Origin of the sequence: Collinsella aerofaciens ATCC 25986 (genome assembly GCF_010509075.1) — a bacterium.
In the GTDB taxonomy this organism is placed as follows: Bacteria; Actinomycetota; Coriobacteriia; order Coriobacteriales; family Coriobacteriaceae; genus Collinsella; species Collinsella aerofaciens.
Window position 1 is genome coordinate 65781 of the sequence record NZ_CP048433.1, and the last position, 20115, is coordinate 85895.

General features: G+C 59.6%; 18 protein-coding genes. All 18 read left to right on the plus strand.

From position 1 onward, the window contains the following. Positions 1 to 102 precede the first annotated feature (102 nt). The 18 genes from GXM19_RS00255 (at position 103) to GXM19_RS00340 (ending at position 20114) form a co-directional block, all read left to right on the plus strand. Positions 103 to 1059, plus strand: a complete 957-nt coding sequence (locus tag GXM19_RS00255) for an ABC transporter permease (protein ID WP_035138896.1) — start codon at positions 103 to 105, stop codon at positions 1057 to 1059. A 3-nt stretch (positions 1060 to 1062) separates the two neighbouring features. Then, the gene (locus tag GXM19_RS00260; protein ID WP_006236160.1) at positions 1063 to 3078 is read left to right on the plus strand and encodes a dipeptide/oligopeptide/nickel ABC transporter permease/ATP-binding protein; all 2016 of its coding nucleotides are present in this window, start codon (positions 1063 to 1065) and stop codon (positions 3076 to 3078) included. Then, the gene (locus GXM19_RS00265; RefSeq protein ID WP_006236159.1) at positions 3079 to 3906 is read left to right on the plus strand and encodes an ABC transporter ATP-binding protein; all 828 of its coding nucleotides are present in this window, start codon (positions 3079 to 3081) and stop codon (positions 3904 to 3906) included. 80 nt (positions 3907 to 3986) lie between these two features. Continuing rightward, entirely contained in the window at positions 3987 to 4964 is a 978-nt protein-coding gene (locus GXM19_RS00270) for an acetylxylan esterase (RefSeq protein WP_006236158.1), read from the plus strand. Beyond that, on the plus strand, positions 4957 to 5808 hold the full coding sequence (locus GXM19_RS00275; protein ID WP_006236157.1) for an acetylxylan esterase: 852 nt from the start codon (positions 4957 to 4959) through the stop codon (positions 5806 to 5808). Before GXM19_RS00270 ends, GXM19_RS00275 begins: the two co-directional genes overlap by 8 nt. Positions 5809 to 5876: 68 nt before the next feature. After that, a complete protein-coding gene (locus tag GXM19_RS00280) occupies positions 5877 to 6797 on the plus strand; it encodes a dihydrodipicolinate synthase family protein (RefSeq protein WP_040359998.1) in 921 nt (306 codons plus the stop codon). Positions 6798 to 6969: 172 nt separating this feature from the next. After that, positions 6970 to 7935, plus strand: a complete 966-nt coding sequence (locus GXM19_RS00285; protein ID WP_006236155.1) for an ROK family protein — start codon at positions 6970 to 6972, stop codon at positions 7933 to 7935. A 140-nt stretch (positions 7936 to 8075) separates the two neighbouring features. Continuing rightward, positions 8076 to 8762, plus strand: a complete 687-nt coding sequence (locus GXM19_RS00290) for an N-acetylmannosamine-6-phosphate 2-epimerase (protein WP_006236154.1) — start codon at positions 8076 to 8078, stop codon at positions 8760 to 8762. Positions 8763 to 8860: 98 nt separating this feature from the next. Then, positions 8861 to 9781 carry an RNase adapter RapZ gene (rapZ, locus tag GXM19_RS00295; RefSeq protein WP_006236153.1) on the plus strand — a complete coding sequence of 307 codons (921 nt, stop codon included), beginning with the start codon at positions 8861 to 8863 and terminating at the stop codon, positions 9779 to 9781. A gap of 6 nt (positions 9782 to 9787) precedes the next feature. Further along, complete coding sequence (whiA, locus tag GXM19_RS00300; RefSeq protein WP_006236152.1) at positions 9788 to 10717, plus strand: DNA-binding protein WhiA; 930 nt, start codon at positions 9788 to 9790, stop codon at positions 10715 to 10717. A 193-nt stretch (positions 10718 to 10910) separates the two neighbouring features. After that, a complete protein-coding gene (gene gap, locus GXM19_RS00305; RefSeq protein WP_006236151.1) occupies positions 10911 to 11936 on the plus strand; it encodes a type I glyceraldehyde-3-phosphate dehydrogenase in 1026 nt (341 codons plus the stop codon). A 140-nt stretch (positions 11937 to 12076) separates the two neighbouring features. Next, positions 12077 to 13267 (plus strand): phosphoglycerate kinase, encoded by a 1191-nt coding sequence (locus GXM19_RS00310; RefSeq protein WP_006236149.1) that lies wholly within the window; start codon positions 12077 to 12079, stop codon positions 13265 to 13267. Next, a complete protein-coding gene (tpiA, locus tag GXM19_RS00315) occupies positions 13260 to 14027 on the plus strand; it encodes a triose-phosphate isomerase (protein ID WP_006236147.1) in 768 nt (255 codons plus the stop codon). Before GXM19_RS00310 ends, tpiA begins: the two co-directional genes overlap by 8 nt. Positions 14028 to 14032: 5 nt before the next feature. After that, entirely contained in the window at positions 14033 to 15586 is a 1554-nt protein-coding gene (gene gpmI / locus GXM19_RS00320; protein WP_006236146.1) for a 2,3-bisphosphoglycerate-independent phosphoglycerate mutase, read from the plus strand. A gap of 158 nt (positions 15587 to 15744) precedes the next feature. Continuing rightward, positions 15745 to 15999: a preprotein translocase subunit SecG gene (secG, locus tag GXM19_RS00325; protein WP_006236144.1), complete on the plus strand. Its 255-nt coding sequence runs from the start codon at positions 15745 to 15747 to the stop codon at positions 15997 to 15999. A 294-nt stretch (positions 16000 to 16293) separates the two neighbouring features. Further along, entirely contained in the window at positions 16294 to 17970 is a 1677-nt protein-coding gene (locus GXM19_RS00330) for a peptide ABC transporter substrate-binding protein (RefSeq protein WP_040359996.1), read from the plus strand. Positions 17971 to 18126: 156 nt separating this feature from the next. After that, positions 18127 to 19164, plus strand: a complete 1038-nt coding sequence (locus GXM19_RS00335; protein WP_006236142.1) for an ABC transporter permease — start codon at positions 18127 to 18129, stop codon at positions 19162 to 19164. Positions 19165 to 19178: 14 nt separating this feature from the next. Beyond that, positions 19179 to 20114 (plus strand): ABC transporter permease, encoded by a 936-nt coding sequence (locus GXM19_RS00340; protein ID WP_006236141.1) that lies wholly within the window; start codon positions 19179 to 19181, stop codon positions 20112 to 20114. The last annotated feature ends 1 nt before the right edge of the window (position 20115 follow it).

Sequence of the window (20115 nt, forward strand, 5' to 3'; positions counted from 1 at the left end):
TGAAACAAAGACCCGGGCGGCAACGATGTCGCTCGGGTCTTGTAATGAGTATCCGTACTCATATACCAGTTGGTCCTACCGACAAAAGAAAGGGGAGAGAACGTGAACAACTTGCTACGTTTGATTGGAAGGCGTCTTGTGGCGCTGCCGATCATGGCATTGGGCGTCACCGTCCTGGTGTTCTTCCTTATGTCGTTCTCCAAGACCGACCCCGCCTACACGGCGTTGGGTGACGGTGCCTCGCCCGAGGCGGTTGCCGAGTACCATGAGAAGTATGGTCTGGACGACCCCTGGCCTGTGCGCTACGTGCGCTATATGGGCGATTTGATTCATGGCGACATGGGTACCTACGGCGCTGCCCGCAACTCCGTTGCCAAGCGCATCTCCACGGCCCTGCCCGTCACGATGCAGCTGACCTTCATCGGTCTTGCCATCGGTGCGGTCGTTTCGTTTTTGCTCGGCGTCATCGCGGCACTGTATCGCGACAAATGGCCGGACCAAGTGATCCGCGTCTTTTCCATCGCCGGCTTGGCAACCCCGTCGTTCTGGCTTGCCGTTCTGTTGATCCTGCTGTTCTCTTCCTACCTTAAGGTGCTCCCGGCATCGGGTGCTCTGCCTCACTTCACCACGAATCCGGTTGGCTATCTGGGGCGTATGATCATGCCCGCTATCGCCTTGGCATTTCCGCTGACGGGCCAGATGACTCGTATCGTGCGTACCGCCATGGTCGAGGAGCTCGACAAGGACTATGTCCGTATGGCTCGTGGCGCCGGCGTTCCCGAGAAGGTCGTCGTCGGCATCAACGTTCTTCGCAATGCGCTGATCACCCCGGTCACCACCCTCGGTCTTAAGATCGGCTACCTCATGGGCGGCGCCGTCGTCATCGAGGTTATCTTCAACCTCCCCGGCATGGGCACTGCGATTCTGCAGGGCGTTCAGGGCAACGAGGCGAACCTGGTTCAGGGCGTCGTTATCGTCGTTGCTCTTGCCTTCATCATCATCAACATCGTGGTTGACATGCTCTACCTGCTCATCAACCCGCGCATCAGGACGGTGTAGATTATGGTAAAGATTCGAGAGAAGCAAACCGAGCAGCTCGAGAAGGCTGCCTCCAAGGGGCTCAAGCTCGGTGGCTGGAAGAAGATGACGCTGTCTTCTAAGATTGCCGCCGTCGTGCTGGTGCTGGTCGCCCTGACTGCGATTTTGGCGCCCCTTCTTGCCCCCTATAGCCCGGTCGAGATCTTTACGGCTCGCCAGGCTCCCGGCAACGGATTTATCTTCGGTACCGACGATAAGGGCCGCGACATTCTGTCGCGTATGCTCTACGGTGGTCGTTACTCGCTGATTATCGGCTTTGGCGCCACTGCCATGGCTCTGGTCTGCGGCTCGGTCGTGGGCGCCCTTGCAGCGGTTTCGCGCAAGTCTATCTCTGAGGCGATCATGCGTATCCTGGACATCATCATGTCCATCCCGGGTATCGCCCTCGCAGCCGTTTTCGTCTCCATCCTGGGCAATTCCGTGCCGTCGATCATTTTCGCCATCGGCTTTATGTACACTCCGCAGATCGCCCGTATCGTGCGCGCCAACATCGTGTCCGAGTACGGTGAGGACTATGTCCGCGCGGTCATCGTGTCCGGCGCCAAGGCTCCGTGGATTCTGATCAAGCATGTTCTGCGCAACTGCATCGCTCCGATCATGGTCTTCACCGTTACCCTGGTCGCAGACGCCATCATCTTCGAGGCCTCGCTGACCTTCATCGGCGCCGGCATCCAGGAGCCCACCGCTACCTGGGGCAACATCCTCGCCGACGCCCGCGGCGGCGTGCTCGCTGGCCGTTGGTGGCAGGCACTGTTCCCGGGCCTGGCCATTATGATCACCTGCCTGGCGCTCAACATCCTCTCCGAGGGTATTACCGACGCCATGGCCGCTGCTCCCTCCGCCGCCCTGGATCCGACCGATTCCTCCAAGCGTCGCGAGGCCGATCTGCTGGTCTCCGACCCCGTTCGTGCCTACAAGGAGCAGGCTCAGTCCCTCTCCGCTCGCCTTGGCGCCCTGCGCGATGTCGAGCTCAAGCGTAACGACCGCCATGTGCCCGACGAGTCTGTCGAGCCGATTCTCTCGGTCCGTGACTTCTGCATTCAGTTTGAGCACCACGGTGACATCAACGTCGTCGACCACGTCAACTTTGACGTCCGTCCCGGCCAGACCATGGGCCTGGTAGGCGAGTCCGGCTGCGGTAAGTCCATCACCACGCTGGCCATCATGGGCCTGACCGACGATGACGAGCACCTTTCTGGTGAGGTTCTCTGGGAGGGCCGCGATCTGCTCAAGATGAGCAAGAAGGAGTGGTTCGGCCTGCGCGGTACCGATATCGCCATGGTCTATCAGGACGCCCTGTCCTCGCTCAACCCCTCCATGCTCATTTCCGCCCAGATGAAGCAGCTCACCAAGCGCGGCGGCACCCGTAGCGCCGAGGAGCTCCTGGAGCTCGTGGGCCTCGACCCCAAGCGTACGCTCGAGAGCTATCCGCATGAGCTTTCCGGTGGTCAGCGTCAGCGCGTTCTGATCGCTATGGCCCTTACCCGCGACCCCAAGCTGGTCATCTGCGACGAGCCCACGACCGCTCTGGACGTTACCGTCCAGAAGCAGGTCATCAAGCTGCTTAACGACCTTCAGGCCAAGCTCGGCTTTGCCATGATCTTCGTTTCGCACGACCTGGCACTGGTCGCCGAGGTCGCCCATAACATCACGGTTATGTACGCCGGCCAGGTTATCGAGCAGGCGCCCACCAAGGAGCTGCTCACCAACCCGATCCACGAGTACACTCGCGGTCTTCTGGGTTCCGTCCTGTCCATCGAGAGCGGTTCGGGCCGCCTGCACCAGGTGCCCGGCGCCGTTCCGAGCCCGCGCGATTTCCCCAAGGGCGATCGCTTCGCACCCCGCTCGAGTCATCCGCGCATTGGCCTGGACACCCGTCCGGTCTTCAAGCGCGTGCCCGGCACCGAGCACTTCTATTCCGAGCTCCCCGACGAGGTGCTCAAGGCAAATGGTTTGACCCCTCACGCGGAGGTGATGTAGATGAGCGAGACCGCAGTCAACGGCGTCGAGCCGATCATCTTCCTTGATGACGTCCACGTCACCTTTAGGACCCGTACCGGCTCGATTCTGCACCCCAACCTGGTTCACGCCGTCCAGGGTGTAACGATTAAGCTCATGCCCGGGCAGACCATCGGCATCGTCGGCGAGTCTGGTTGCGGAAAGTCCACCACGGCTAACGTCATGTGCGGCCTGCAGGCCCCCACGAGCGGCAAGGTCTACTTTAAGGGCAAGGACGTTACCAAACGTACCGCCGAGGACCGTCGCCACATGGGTCGCGTCATCTCGGTCGTGTTCCAGAACCCGGCCACGGCGCTCAATCCCCGCATGGTCGTTCGCGAGCAACTGCTCGACCCCATGCGCGTCCACAACCTGGGTACCGAGGCCGAGCAGGAGAAGCGCGTCAAGGAGCTCTTGGAGCTCACCGGCCTGCCCAGCTCCGCCGCCGAGGTTCTTCCCGGCCAGCTTTCGGGCGGCCAGCGCCAGCGCGTGGCAATTGCCCGTGCCCTGTCGCTGAACCCCGATGCCATCATCGCCGACGAGCCCACCTCGGCTCTGGACGTTTCGGTCCGCGCGCAGATTCTGAACCTGCTGACCGACCTTAAGAAGGAGCTCGGCCTGGCCATGGTGTTCATTAGCCATGACATCCAGACGGTCCGCTATATCTCTGACGACATCATCGTTATGAATGGCGGCAAGATCGTCGAGCAGGGCGAGGCCAAGCAGGTCTTCCAGCACCCTCAGGACCCCTACACCAAGATGCTGCTCGGCGCTGCGCCGTCGCTGCTGCATCCCAAGCTCGGCGAGTAGCCTCGCTTTCCCTCCCGTGCGCCCGGTTCCCTTGCCGGGCGCACCTCCGTTGCGATTTCGAAAGGTTGGGTTCACGAGCCATGCCAAGTGCTCAGGAGCTACAACAGCAATTTGGTGAATATCGAGGCGCCATGCCCCGTCCATCAGATTTCGATCTCTTTTGGAAGGATCGCATGGCCGAGGCTGACGCCGTCGGGCTTGACTATGCGATCGAGGCGGCATCGGTCACCGATGCCGTGACCTGCCAGCTTTTCGATCTCTGGTATACCGGCATGTGTGGCGCTCGCCTGCACGCCAAGTACCTTAAACCTGTCTCGGACGAGCCCATGCCATTGGTACTTCAGTTCCATGGATATCCAGGTGCGAGTCGCAGCTGGTTTGAGCAGGCATCGTTTGCGGGCATGGGCATGGCGCTCATTGCTCTCGATTGTCCTGGTCAAGGAGGTCCGTCCGAGGACATTGGCGGATTTGAGGGCACAACGGTCGCGGGCCATATCGTCGCCGGTATCGACGGTGACCCGGCCAACCTCTACTATGTCCGCTTGCACCAAGATATTCGCATTCTGTGCCGTATTGTTCGCGAGCTCGAGGGCATCGATCTTGCCCGTGTGTTTGTGAACGGCGCGTCGCAGGGCGGCGGTTTGGGTATAGCGACCTGTGCGCTTAACAGCGAGCTTATCAATCGCGCCGTCATCCTCTATCCCTTCCTGTCGGATTTCCGCCTGGTCTGGGATTTGGATGCCGACGACATCGCCTACGAGGGCCTGCGCTATTGGTCTCGCTGGTTTGACGAGGACTCGACTCGTATCGACGAAGCCTATGCCAAGCTGGCGTACTTCGATTCCAAGAACTTTGCCCCCATGGTCAAATGCCCCGTGCTGTTTGGCACGGGCACAGCCGATATCGTCTGCCCTCCGGCGACGCAGTTTGCAGTCTACAACAACCTGACCTGCGAAAAGCGTCATGAGTTCTTTGAAGGCTTCGGTCACGAGGAGATTCAGGATTTTGACGATCTGATCATTCCGTTTTTCTGCAAGGGAGGGGAGGCTCATGTCTAAGTGCGAGAGCAATATCGATGAGCTGATTGTCCCCGAGCTTGCGGGAATTGCTGGGACGGTTTCGTCAAGGCTCTCTGATTTCCGGGATTGGCGCGGCGATGCTTCTGCGGATGTTTCCGAGTTGGAGACAGCCGCTTCGGACCTTGAGGTTTGCGGGCTGACCGTTACGGCGATTGATTTCGCAAATCCGTGCGCGCGCTACTCCGAGGTTTCCTTTGAGTTCGGCGGGTATGTCGTGCACGGCCGTTTGATTGAGCCTGTTGGTCGTGACCGGGCATCCGAGCTTGTGCCACTATGCCTGATGTTTCACGACATCGACCGACCCGTGCGCGGCTGGCATCACATGACGAGATTTGTCGCCATGGGGTATGCCGTCCTCGCGCTGGACGATGAGACTATTGGATCCAACGATCTGCAGCAGGGGATTACCTCGCCTGCTTTTGTCGAGCGTGTCCGTTGGGGCTGCGCGTTGGCGAAGGTTGCGCGCAACCTTGATGGCATGGATCCCGACCGCATCTTTGCATGGGGCGAGGGCCTTGGCGGCGGTGTCGCGCTGGCGGTTTCTGCTCTGGACGAGCGGGGCCTTGCCTGCACGGCGCTTGCCAATCCGCTTCCCAGCGGTCTCGAGACGCTGTCGCCTCGGGTTCGTGGCTCGGTGCTCATGGGCACATCGCTCATGGATACCGTGAGTGATCCCAAGGGTCAGTTTGCCGTATTCAACGGTCTTGAGTGTGACCGGAGGCATATCATCTATGCCAAATACGCTCACGAGCGCATCAATGCGTTCGAAAACGAAGTCGTCGACTTCTTTAACCAAACGTTCTATTCGTGTTCTTTGGCCTAGACGGCCTGGACACCGCCAACAAGAGTGGGCGGCATAGGGCTGCCCGCCAGACAACTAAGGAGATTCTTGTGGCAACTCAGAAATTCACCGGCGTTATCCCTCCCGTCGTTGTTCCCGATACCGAAGACCACCAGCTCGACGTTGCCTCCTTTGAGCGCAGCATCAACCGCATGATCGATGCCGGCGTCGATGGCCTGTTCTTCCTGGGCTCCTCGGGCGAGGTCGTCTTCTCCACCGACGAGCGCCGTCGCCAGATTGTCGCAGAGGCCGTCCGTATCGTCGACCACCGCGTTCCCGTTCTGGTCGGCATCATCGACACCGAGACCGAGCGCATGATCGAGCACGGCAAGGTCGCTCAGGAGCTGGGCGCCGATGCGCTCGTCGCCACCTGCCCGTTCTATGCCCTGCAGGGCATGACCGAGGTCGAGGAGCACTTCCGCATCCTTCACGAGGAACTCGACCTGCCCATCTTCGCCTACGACATCCCCGTGTGCGTCCACACCAAGCTTCCCTGGAAGCTTCTTGCCAAGCTCGGCGCCGAGGGCGTCCTTGCTGGCGTCAAGGATTCCTCGGGTGATGACATCTCGTTCCGCTACCTCGTTCAGGAGAACGAAAAGAACGGCCATCCGATGAGCATCCTCACCGGTCACGAGGTTGTTGTCGACGGCGCTTACCTCGGTGGCGCCGACGGCTCTGTCCCGGGTCTCGCCAACGTTGAGCCCGAGGGCTACGTTCGTCAGTGGAAGGCCGCTCAGGCTGGTGACTGGGCTACCGTCAAGGCCGAGCAGGATCGCCTCAATGAGATTTCGCACATCTGGGATGTCACCTCGGGCGTCCAGGGCTATGCCGGTGGCGTCGGCGCCTTCAAGACCGCTATGAACCTCATGGGCATCTTCGACAGCCCGACCATGCCGCGCCCGGTGAAGGCCATGACCGGTGAGAACGTCGAGGCGATTCGCAAGGTCCTCCAGGACAACGGTCTCCTTTAAAGCTTTCCCAGGCACCCGACCTCGCCGTTCAACCGTGCGGCCACGACCCATTAGGTCAATGGCCGCACGGTTTCTCGGCGATCTCGGGCACCTGGAAAACCTTTACCGCGCTGTGACGGCTAGCCTGACGGCGCATTTCCTGTAGTTGTTTTTGTCTCCGAAGGAGAACGACATGGAGAACAAGTACGTCTGCTCTGTCGATATCGGCGGAACTAAGATCGCGACTGCCATCATGGAGTATCCGGCTGACGGCGGTGTGCCCCATCCCGTTTTTGAGGCTGAGGTTCCCACCGAGGCCCAGGAGGGTGGCGAAGCAGTCTTCCAGCGCATCGAGGCGTCTATCAAGGCAGCTCTTGAGGCAAATCCCGATGTCGAGGTCCTCGGAGTTGGCATCGGCGCTGCCGGTGTCGTCGACCCCAAGACGGGCGCCATCGCGTATGCCAATGAGATTATGCCCGGCTGGTCCGGTGTTCAGTTGGGGCCGCGTCTGCGCGAGGACCTCGGCCTTCCCGTTGCCGTTGTAGGCGACGTGCAGGCTCATGCTCTGGGCGAGGCCCACTGGGGCGTCGGCAAGGGCAAGTTCTCCGTCTTGTGTTTGGGCATCGGTACGGGCATCGGCGGCGCATATGTCGAGAACGGCCGCGTGATGCAGGGCTTCCATGGTGCTGCCGGCCATATGGGCCACATCGAGTGCTCGGCTGCCGCCGGCATTCCCTGCGCCTGCGGGCGTTCCGGCCATCTGGAGTCGGTTGCTTCCGGAACATCAATCGGGCGCATGTACGATGAGCGTTTTGGCCGCGTCGACCCCAGCCGTCCTTCGGTCGGCCGTGACGTGAACGACCTGTGCCGCGCAGGCGACGCAAAGGCGACCGAGGTCATTCATGACGCCGGCTTTGCGCTGGGCGCCAGCCTGGGCTCGCTCGCTAACATCCTGGACCCTGAGGTCATCGTGCTTTCGGGCGGCGTGATTCACCAAGGCCCCGATTGGCGTTCACAGACGTGGAAGGACTCGGTGCACGAGGGCTATGCCAGCCAGGCGCTCGACCCGCTTCAGGACACGCCGATTCTCATCGGCTCTCTGGAGGGCGACGCGCCGCTCATCGGTGCCGCCGAACACCTTCTTGCATCGTTGAAGTAAACATAACTACCAAGTGCGCCTTCTGAGGTGCCGCAGATTGACGTGAAAGAGGAGCGAAGCGTACTTCGGTACGCGAGCGACGGTTTGAACGTCAAGGTGCGGTGTCTCAGAAGGCTGTTTTGAGAAAGGTTGAGTCGAACATGACCGTTGATCCTTTGATCCAGTCCCTGAAGGGCAAGCTCGTCGTGAGCGTTCAGGCGTATATGGGCGAGCCGCTTCGTACGCCCGAGACCATGGCTCAAATGTCTCGCGCTTGCGAGCTTGGCGGCGCCGCCGCCATTCGCTGCCAGGGCCTTGCCGACATTGCCGCCATTAAGGGTCGCTGTGAGGTTCCCGTCATCGGTCTGTGGAAGGACGGGCACGAGGGCGTTTACATCACGCCGACGCTGCGTCACGCTCGTGCCTGCGTTGCTGCGGGTGCCGATATCGTGGCGATCGACGCCACCGATCGTCCGCGTCCCGATGGCAAGTCGGTCGAGGACACCTTCCGCCCGCTGCACGAGGAGGGTGTGCTCCTGATGGCGGATTGTGCCACCATCGAGGACATTCGCCGTGCGGTTGATATGGGCTTCGACCTGGTATCCACCACACTCTCTCACGGTGTCGCCGCCATCGACTGCACCATGGCCGATGGCCCCGACCTGCCGCTCCTGCGTCAGGCGACCGAGGAATTTCCCGGCCTTCCCATCATTTGCGAGGGTCGCGTGCATACGCCCGAGGAGGCTCGCGCTGCAATCGACGCCGGCGCGTGGGCCGTTGTCGTCGGCACCGCTATCACGCACCCCACGAGTATTACAAGTTGGTTCAAGGCTGCGCTTGAGGCGTAAGACGGGCCTTGTATCCGCTTGGGGCGGTATACTCAATAAAGGCAATTGATCGCGCGGGATCCGCTGGCCGGGTCCCGCGCTTATTTTAGGAGGCACACATGCAAAAGGGAGATGCCATGGATGCGGCGGAGCGCTCGGAGCGTATCCCCGATATCGTTATCATCACCGGAATGTCCGGCTCGGGCCGAACTCAAGCCATGCATGTGTTTGAGGACATGGGCTATTTTTGTATCGACAACCTGCCCCCACGCCTGATTGCCCAGCTTGCTGAGCTCGTTGGCATCAATACGGGCGTGGGCAGGCACCTTGCCGTTACCTGCGACCTGCGTAGCCAGGGCTTGTTCGATGAACTGCTCGATGCTGTTGCCGCACTGGAAGAGCGCGAGATGAGCTGCGACATTGTGTTTCTCGAGGCGTCTGACGAGGTGCTGATTCGCCGGTATAGCGAAAACCGTCGTCGCCATCCCATTGCAAAGCCGGGGGAGACCACGGCCGACGCTATTCAGCGTGAACGTCTGCAGCTGCAGGGCGTTCGCGATCGAGCCGATATGATTATCGACACGAGCCGCTTGCGCACTTCTGCCTTGCGCAACAAGCTGCGCATGGCTTTTTCCGAGCTGTCCGACCAGCAGCTTATGGATGTCCACGTGTTCTCGTTTGGCTTTAAGCATGGCATGCCCATCGAGGCGGATATCATGATCGATGTTCGCTTCTTGCCCAATCCTTTCTACGATCCCGAGATGCGCACCATGACCGGTCTCGATAAGAAGGTCTCCGATTTTGTCTTGGACCACCCCAAGACCCAGGAGTTCTGGAAGGCCTGGACCCAGCTGCTCGATACGGTCATGCCGGGTTATATCGCAGAGGGCAAGCCGCAGCTTTCCATTGCTATCGGCTGCACAGGCGGACAGCACCGTAGCGTCGCCATTGCCGAGGCCACGGCCCGTTACCTGGAGGGTGCTCAGTATCATGTGAGCATCTCCCACCGTGACCTGTCGCGTGCCAACACGAAGGCATAGGTTTACATGTCGTTTACCGCTGAGGTGCGTGACGAGCTTGCGCGCTGCGAACCAGAATGCGAATACTGCGATTTGTCGACGCTTGCTGCGCTAACGCGTGTGAGCGGCACGCTTTCGCTGGCGGGCTCGGGACGGTACCGCTTGACGGTCGCGACCGAGACGGGTGCTGTGGCGCGCACGATGATTGCGCTGACGCATCGTATCCTTAAGCTCAAGACCGAATTCACGGTTCGTAAGTCGGTCCTGCACAAGGTACGAAACTATCTCATCACCTTGCCCGATCAGCCCGATTTGGATAAGGCTCTGGTGCTGCTGGGCATTCTCGACCGTAGGGGAGGGCTCGTCGCGGGTGTGCCGCGCCACATCGTCGCCCGTCCTTGCTGCAGGCTCGCCTATATTCGCGGTGCGCTGATTGCCGGAGGCTTTGTTGCCGACCCGCGTGGCGATTTTCATTTGGAGATCGCGGTTCAGGGCGAGGAGTATGCAAAGGGACTTTGCGACCTTCTGGAGCAGATTGGAGTTCACGCCCGCGTCAATGCGCGTCGCGGCTCGTATGCCGTGTACATCAAGAGTGCCGAGGAGATTAAACGTCTGTTACAGCTGATTGGCGCCAAGCGCAGCGTTGCCGAGATTGAAGAGGCCCGCGCGGTTAAGCTGGTGAAGAACGACGTGAATCGTCGCGTGAACGCAGAGCTTGCCAACCAGACCAGAAGTGCCGGTGCCGCCCAACATCAGCTTGCGCTCATCGATGAGCTTGATCGGCGCGGTTTGCGCGAAACGCTGCCGGACGCTCTGGCAGTTTTTTGTGACTTACGCGAGCGTTACCCCGATCTCTCACTGCGAGATTTGGGGGAAATGGCCGACCCTCCTTTGTCGAAGTCGGCCTTGTATCACCGTGTTTTGCGCCTTGAAAAGCTCATTGAAGCAAGCGGGTAGTTTAACGCAATAGCTTTTATGGTGGTTTAACTGCTGTTTTATACGTTAAAGCGTTTTAACGCAAATTTGATTTTCAATTTCGAGCATTCTCGTGAAATTCAAGCCAAAAAAAAGGTATATTAGGCGAGTGGTTAGTTTGTGGGCCTCAACGGCAGGCGCTGTAGCTTGCGGGGGCCTTACGAAAGGAGACACAATGGCAGTAAAGGTTGCTATTAACGGCTTCGGTCGCATCGGTCGTCTGGCCTTCCGCCAGATGTTCGGTCATGAGGGCTCCGAGATCGTCGCTATCAACGACCTCACCTCTCCCGATATGCTCGCTTACCTGCTGAAGTACGACTCCACGCAGGGCAACTATGCTCGCGATCACGAGGTCGTCGCTGGCGAGGATTCCATCACCGTTGACGGCAAGGAGATCAAGATCTACAAGGAGGCCGACGCCAACAACCTGCCTTGGGGCGACCTCGACGTCGACGTCGTTCTCGAGTGCACCGGCTTCTACACCAGCAAGGCTAAGGCTCAGGCCCACATCAACGCTGGCGCCAAGAAGGTCGTCATCTCCGCTCCGGCCGGCAGCGATCTGCCCACCATCGTGTACAACGTCAACCATGAGACGCTGACCGCTGAGGACAACATCATCTCCGCTGCTTCCTGCACCACCAACTGCCTCGCCCCGATGGCCAAGGGCCTGAACGACTTCGCTCCCATCGTCTCCGGCATCATGACCACCATCCACGCCTTCACCGGCGACCAGATGCCGCTCGACGGCCCGCAGCGCAAGGGCAACTTCCGTCGCTCCCGCGCCTGCTCCGAGAACATCGTCCCGAACACCACGGGCGCTGCCAAGGCCATCGGCCTGGTTCTCCCCGAGCTCAACGGCAAGCTCATCGGTGCCGCCCAGCGCGTCCCGACGCCGACCGGCTCGCTGACCAACCTCTACGCCGTCGTTGACAAGAAGGTCACCGTCGACGAGGTCAACGCTGCCATGAAGGCCTACGCCGAGACCATCCCCGATACCTTCGCCTACAACGAGGACCAGATCGTCTCCCGCGACATCGTCGGCGAGACCCACGGCTCCATCTTCGACGCCACTCAGACCATGTGCTCTGATCTCGGCAACGGCCAGACCCTCGTTCAGGTCACCTCTTGGTACGACAACGAGAACTCTTACACCTCTCAGATGGTCCGCACCATCAAGTACTTCGAGAAGTTCGTTGCTTAATTTAGCTTTTAGCGAATAGCTCGTTGAGCGTCTAAAGAAGGGCGCGGCCTTATAGGGCTTACACCCTAGGGTCGCGCCCTTTTTATAGGAAATCGTCTGCCGTAATGGGAGGCAGACACGTACGAAAGGTAGAAGCAAACATGGCCTTTACCAAGAAGACCGTCCGCGACATCGATGTCGACGGCAAGCGCGTTCTCGTCCGCGTTGACTTCAACGTGCCTATCAAGGATGGCGTCGTTGGCGACACCACCCGTATCAAGGCTGCCCTGCCCACCATCAACTATCTCGTTGAGCACAACGCTCGCGTCATCCTCATGAGCCACCTCGGCCGTCCCGAGGGCACTGGCTTCCAGCCTGAGCTCTCCCTTGAGCCTGTCGCTAAGAAGCTCGCTGAGCTCTCTGGTCTCGACGTTGCCTTTGTCGCCGACACCTACGGCGAGAAGGCTGCTGAGGCTGTCGCCGCCGTCGAGCCGGGCAAGGTCCTCGTTCTCGAGAACGTCCGTTTCGACAAGCGTGAGAAGAAGAACGATCCCGAGATCGCCAAGAAGCTCGCTTCCTATGGTGACGTCTTCGTTCTCGATGCCTTCGGCACCGCTCACCGCGCCCAGGGTTCCGTCGTGGGCCCCGCCGCTTACCTGCCTGCAGTCGCTGGCTTCCTGCTCGAGAAGGAGGTCGACACGCTGACCGGCATCTTCGCCGAGCCCGAGCGCCCCTTCGTCGCTATCGTCGGCGGTTCCAAGGTTTCTTCCAAGATCGGCGTTCTCGATCACCTCATCGACTCCGCTGACACCCTGATCATCGGTGGCGGCATGGCCTACACCTTCTTCCTGGCTCAGGGCCTGTCCGTCGGTCAGTCCCTCAAGGAAGAGGACTGGGTCGAGCGCGCCGGCGAGATGCTCAAGAAGGCCGAGGAGAAGGGTGTCAAGATCCTGCTCCCCATCGACAACCGCGTTGCCGATCACTTTGGCGAGGACGCTGTCCCCGAGGTTGTCGCTTCCGACGCTATCCCCGACGACCGTGAGGGTATGGACATCGGCCCCAAGACCGAGGAGCTCTACGCCGAGGCCGTCAAGGGCGCCAAGACCGTGTTCTGGAACGGCCCCATGGGCGTCTTCGAGTTCGACAACTTCGCTCATGGCACCCAGGCTATCGCCGAGGCTGTTGCCGAGGCTGATTGCACCTCGATCATCGGTGGTGGCGATTCCGTCGCAGCCGTCAATAAGTTTAACCTGGCCGACAAGATGAGCTGGATCTCCACCGGCGGTGGCGCTTCCATGGAGCTCGTCGAGGGTAAGGCCCTGCCCGGAGTGGAGGCGCTTCTCGATGCCTAATCGCACCCTTCTTATCGCTGGTAACTGGAAGATGAACAACGACGTCGCCGAGGCTGCCAAGCTCGCCGACGAGCTGGCCCAGGCTCTGCCCGAGGTTCCGGCTGGCGTCGAGGTGCTCGTCTGCCCTCCGACCATCGACATCACCACGGTTCATGACCGCATTCAGGCTGCCCCCATCGCCCTCGGTGCACAGAACGTGTACTGGGAGGCCAAGGGTGCCTTCACCGGTGAGTCCTCTTGCGACATGCTCAAGTCCGCTGGCTGCACCTACTGCATCATCGGTCACTCCGAGCGTCGTGATTACTTCCACGAGACCGACGAGGATCAGAACAAGAAGGCCAAGGCCCTCGTTGCCGCCGGTCTTGTTCCCGTCTTCTGCTGCGGTGAGTCTCTTGAGGTCCGCGAGGCCGGCACCTATGTCGAGCACGTCGTGAACCAGGTCAAGGCTGGTCTCGAGGGTCTCGAGATCACTTGCCCCAAGCAGGTCGTCGTCGCCTACGAGCCCATCTGGGCTATCGGCACCGGCAAGACCGCTACCGCCGAGGACGCTCAGGAGGTCTGCGGCGCTATCCGTGAGACCCTCAAGGAGATGTTCGGCGAGGAGCTCGCTAACGGCATCCGCGTTCTCTATGGTGGCTCTGCCAAGCCCGGCAACATCGCCGAGCTCGTCGCCAAGCCCGACGTCGACGGCGCCCTCGTGGGCGGCGCTTCGCTCAAGGCTGCCGACTTCGCTTCTATGGTCGTCAAGGCAGGCGAGTAGGACATATGGCACAACGTCATCTTCCTGCACTCCTGATCATCATGGACGGCTGTGGCCTGGCTCCGGCCGATGGCGAGAACGCCGTCGCCGCTGCTAAGACGCCCTTCCTTGATAGCCTGTACGAGAAGTATCCTCACACCACGCTCGGTGCTTCGGGCGAGGATGTGGGCCTTCCCGACGGTCAGATGGGAAACTCCGAGGTGGGTCACCTCAACATCGGTGCCGGCCGCATCGTGTTCCAGGAGCTTTCGCGCATCAACAATGCCATCAAGGACGGTTCCATCGCCAAGAACGAGGTTTTCGTCAAGGCTATGGACGATGTCAAGGCTGACGGCAAGACTCTCCATCTCATGGGCCTTATGAGTCCTGGCGGTGTTCATTCTCACATGAACCACGTCGAGGCTCTGGTCAAGATGGCTGCCGAGCACGGTGTCAAGACCGTTCGCGTCCACGCCTTTATGGACGGCCGCGACGTCGACCCGCAGTCCGGTGCCGGTTACATGAGTGAGTTCTGCGCCTTCCTGGCCAAGATCTCCGAGGAGACCGGTTGCGACGCTCGCGTTGCCACCGTCTCGGGCCGTTATTGGGCCATGGACCGCGACAACCGTTGGGAGCGCATCCAGCGCGCCTACGATGTCATGGTCAATGCGTCCGATGCCGATACCGACCCCGTTGCCGGTATCAAGGCCTACTACGAGAAGGATCCGCGCGGCGATGAGTTCGTCGAGCCCTTTGCTGCCCACAACGAGGGCATCCACGAGGGTGACGCGGCCATCTTCTTCAACTTCCGTCCCGACCGCGCCCGTCAGATGACTCGCGTGTTCACGGACAAGGAGTTCGACGGCTTTGAGCGCGAGCAGATCAAGCTTTCGCACTTTGTGACGATGACTGAGTACGACCCGACGTTTGACGTCGAGGTCGCTTTCCCCAAGACGTTCCCCGAGAACGTCCTGGCCGACGTTATCGCCGCCAATGGCCTGAAGCAGCTGCACACCGCCGAGACCGAGAAGTACGCCCACGTGACGTTCTTCCTCAACGGCGGCATCGAGGAGCCCAAGGAGGGCGAGGAGCGCGTGCTCGTCGCTTCCCCCAAGGTCGCTACCTACGATCTGCAGCCTGAGATGAGCGCTCCCGAGGTTACTGAGAAGCTTGTCGCCGCCATCAACGAGGATCGCGCTGATTTCTACATCGTGAACTTCGCAAACTGCGACATGGTTGGCCATACCGGCGTGTTCGACGCTGCCGTTAAGGCTGTCGAGGCCGTTGACGATGCCCTGTCCAAGGTTGTCCCGGCGATTCTCGCCAAGGGCGGCTTTGCGCTGATCACCGCCGACCACGGCAACGCCGATCACATGTTTGACGTCGCTTCCGACGGTTCCAAGCATCCGTTCACGGCTCACACCACCAACCGCGTGCCGTTCATCATCGTTGATGAGAAGGCACAGCTTACCGGTATCGAGGACGGCCGTCTCTCCGATATCGCTCCGACTATGCTCACCATGGCTGGTATTGAGCCTTCCGCCGAGATGACGGGTCGCGTACTCGCCACCGAGGCCTAATAGAAAACAAATACCGTTTTCTAGTAAGGGGGTTGTCCACAACCGGACAACCCTCTTTTTTGCGCTATTTCTACCTCGTCACCAAATGGCTGATGGGGGAGTGCTGGGGGTTGTGGTACAGTACTGGAGTTTGAATTGTTCTATTAAGGAGCTTATCTATGGGTCCGTTTCAGATTCTTCTGTTTGTCGTTTGGGCTGTCTCTGCCGTGGCGCTGACGATTCTCGTCCTGATGCACTCTGGTAAGGGCACCGGCGTTTCGGATATGATCGCTAGCTCGCTGTATAACTCCAGCTCTGCCACGGGCGTCATGGAGCAGAACCTCGATCGCCTGACGGTAATTATGGCCGTCGTTTTTGCCGTGTGTGTCGTCCTGTGCATGTTCTTCTTCCCGCAGGGTATCGTCGGCTACTAAGCACGAGCCACATAAATACTTGAAAAGGGTTCCGCAAGTGCGGGACCCTTTTTGTTTACATATTTGTAACAGAGCCAAAATATCCCCACATACTTCGCCTAACTAAAGAAATTCTCGACCGTTGACCGGAATTAGCCCCAAATCGTGCATAAAATGCGCTACTGTATTGCGAAACGTTGGTTCGTTGTGCATAACCAGCCATAGCAACGGGCGGCGTTTTGATGGTTCGGATCGGATTGTCTCGACATGTGTCCGACTGAACATTTCTTTGTCCTATCTCATAAGGAGGATGGCATGGCTGATTCTATGTTCCACCAGCCCGTTATGGGTCGTCGCGCCTTTGTCGGCGGTACCCTTGCTGCGAGCTCCATGGCTTTTCTTGCCGCATGCGGCAAGAAGGGCGGCGACGCTTCCGGTTCTGAGTCCGGTTCGAAGCTGAACTTCTACATCAACAACCCGGTCTGCATCGACCCCTACAATGTCCAGGAGGACCAGGGCACTCAGGTCGAGTACCAGCTCTTTGATGCTCTGACCTCTTATGACGCCGAGAAGGGCGAGATCGTTCCGCTGGCTTGCGAGTCCTTCGAGGCCAACGACGACGCCACCGAGTTCACCTTCAAGATCAAGAAGGCCAAGTTCCACAACGGTGACGACGTTACCTCCAAGTCCTTCAAGCTCGGTTGGGAGCGTCTGGTCAACACCAAGTCGGCTGTCGCTACCGAGTACGGCCCTTCCGAGGTCTCCTATCACCTTTCCATGGTCGAGGGCTATGACGATCTGCTTGCCGGTAACGCTACCGAGCTCAGCGGTGTTACCTGCCCCGACGATGAGACCCTCGTCGTCAAGCTGGCTTCCGCTTACGCCGACTTCCCCTTCGTCGCCTCTCACCCGGCTCTGGCCCCGGTTCCCGAGTGCGCCGAGTCCGATGTCAAGAGCTTCTACCTCGCCCCGGTCGGTAACGGCCCGTTCATGATGGACGGCAAGTGGGAGGATGGCCAGGAGATCAACGTCAAGAAGTTCGACGATTACTATGGCGACAAGGCCAAGATCGATGGCATCCACTTCCAGGTCATCAAGGACATGGAGACCGCCTACAAGGAGTTCCAGGCCGGTAACCTCGATGTCTGCGACGTTCCCGTCGCTCAGATCGACGCCGCCAAGAAGGATCGCGGCGTGTCCAAGGACGGCTACACCATGGGTGACGGCGAGCGCATGCTGCTCGGCGCCGAGCCTTCCACGTACTATCTGACCTGCAACACCACGGCCGAGCCGTTCAGCAACGCCGACCTGCGCAGGGGTATCTCCCTGGCCATCAACCGTGAGGCCATCTGCAAGACCATCTTCAAGGGTACCCGTACTCCTGCCGACGGCATTGTTCCTCCGGGCATCGATGGCTACAAGGAGGGCGCATGGGAGTTCTGCGCCTACGATGTCGACAAGGCTAACGAGTACCTCGACAAGGTTGCTCCCGCTGGCGCTAACGGGGATCGTGGCATTAGCGTGACCCTGTCCTACAACCAGGACGGCGGTCACAAGGAGATCATGGAGTCCATCATCGGTGACCTCGCCAAGGTTGGCGTTACCGCTGTCTCCGATACCCCTGAGTGGTCTGCCCTGCTCGAGCAGTATCAGAACTTTAACTATCAGTTCGGTCGTCTGGGTTGGATTGCCGACTACCCGATCATGGACAACTTCCTGTATCCGCTGTTCCACTCCGACTCCCTCGGTGGCGACAACCGCTCCGGTTACAACAACCCCGAGTTCGACGCCAAGGTCGACGAGGCTCGTACTATTGTTGACGACGAGGAGCGCGTCGCTAAGATGCAGGAGGCCGACGCAATGGTCGCTGCCGACTGCCCGGTCATCCCGATTATGTTCTACACGCACACCATCGCCGGCTCCGATCGCATTAAGCACCTCTATGTCGATCCGCAGAAGCACGCCGATCTGGGTACCGCTGAGCTCGCCTAAGAGTTTGCAGCTTCCGTGAGGGTCAAGTATTTACGTAGACCTCATGGGAAACATACAGTTCTCCCTAACCTGGGGTAAACTGGCTGATGGTAATTTTGGGATGCCGGTCTGGCGATCGGCATCCCATTTAGGTTAATCCCTAGATAGGGGAGTGGTATGGGTAAGTACATCGTTAAACGTGTGCTTCAGTTCATCCCGGTGTTTTTGGGCGTTACGCTGATTCTGTTCGCCCTCCAGAATATCGTGCCGGGAGATCCGATCAAGCTGATCGGTGGAGACAAGGCTCTGTCCCCCGAGGTGGAGCTTCAGCTTCGCGTTCGCTATCACCTGGTCCAGACGGACGATGACGGCAACGCGATCCTTGACGAGAACGGCGACCCCGTTCAAACGTCGCTCGTGGACCGTTACTTGTATTACATGAACGGCCTGCTTCATGGCGATCTGGGCAATTCGTATCAGCGCAAGCTGCCGGTTACGGAAATCTTTGCCCAGAAGTATCCGTATACGGTCAAACTTGCCGCGTGCGCCATCGTGCTCGAGGCAATTATGGGTATCGGTGCGGGTATCATTTCGGCGGTAAAGCGTTATTCCTTCTGGGATATTTTGGTAACGCTCACCACGTCGATCCTCGTTGCGGTCCCGGCCTTCTGGCTCGGTATGTTGCTGCAGCTGTTCTTTGGCGTCATCCTCAAGGACGCCACGGGCGGTGCAATCTCCATGCCGATCTCGGGTGCCGGCGGTTCCAGCTCTCAGTATCAGGATTGGATGCACTATGTGCTTCCGACCATTACGCTGGCTTCGGTTTCGACCGCTTATGCTGCGCGCATTATGCGCTCGCAGCTGCTTGACGTCATGAACCAGGATTACATCCGTACGGCAAAGGCCAAGGGTCTCTCCAATCGTGCGATCATCGTCAAGCATGCGCTTAAGAATGCACTCATCCCCGTCGTTACCTATATTGGTGTCGACTTTGGCGGCATGCTTTCGGGCGCCATCCTGACCGAGACGGTCTTCAACTGGCCCGGTATCGGCTATGAGGTCTATCGCGCCATTAGCATGCGTGACTGGCCCATCGTTATGGGCGGCGTTACGCTCATCGTTGTCGTCGTCATGGTGATCAACCTGCTCGTCGACATTAGCTATGCATTCCTCGACCCGCGCATCCGCCTTGGCGGTCCGTCGGATAAGGCCTAAGGGAGGTACGTCTCATGCAGGAAACTGATTCTCAGTCTCAGGAGCAGGCTACCGCCACCAAGGTCGCATCTGCTCCCGCCAAGTCCCGCACGCTGTGGGGCGACGCTTTTAAGCGTCTTCGTAAGAACAAGCTCGCCGTTATCGGTGTCTGCTGGATCATCATCGTCGTTGTGGTTGCCCTGACCGCAGATCTGTGGGCTAAGCCCTGGCTCGGTTCGCCGACGGCTTCCGATTCGACCACCATGGCCGAGACATCGCTACTGGCTCCGTGTGCCGAGCACCCGTTTGGCACCGATGCCCTCGGTCGCGACATTCTCGTCCGCGTTATCTACGGTGCACGCGTTTCGCTTTCTGTCGGTATCATGGCCACCGCCATCTCCACATTGATCGGTCTGGTCATGGGCGCCCTGGCCGGTTTCTACGGCGGCATTTGGGATACGATCATCATGCGCTGTGCGGACATCTTCCTGGCGTTCCCGTACGTGCTGTTCGTTGTCGCCATGATCGCCGTTATCGGCCGTGGTCTTCAGAACGTCTTTATCGCCATCGGCATTCTTGGCTGGCCTTCGATTGCGCGCGTCTTCCGCTCTGCAATCTTGACGGTCAAGGAAAACGACTATGTTGATGCAGCGCGCGCGATGGGTGCATCTGATGCTCGTATCGTCGTGCGTCACATCTTCCCGAACTCCGTCGCCTCCATCGTGGTCTACGCGACCATGAACATTGGTGGCGCCATTCTGACCGAGTCCGCTCTGTCCTTCCTCGGCATGGGCGTTATTCCGCCTACGCCTTCGTGGGGCTCCATGATTCAGGACGGTCAGCAGTATCTTCTGACCGCTCCCTGGATGATGATCATGCCCGGTCTGGCAATTCTCTCGACGGTGCTCGCCTTCACCCTGCTGGGTGACGGTCTGCGCGACGCCCTCGACGTCAAGATGAAGGACGCATAAG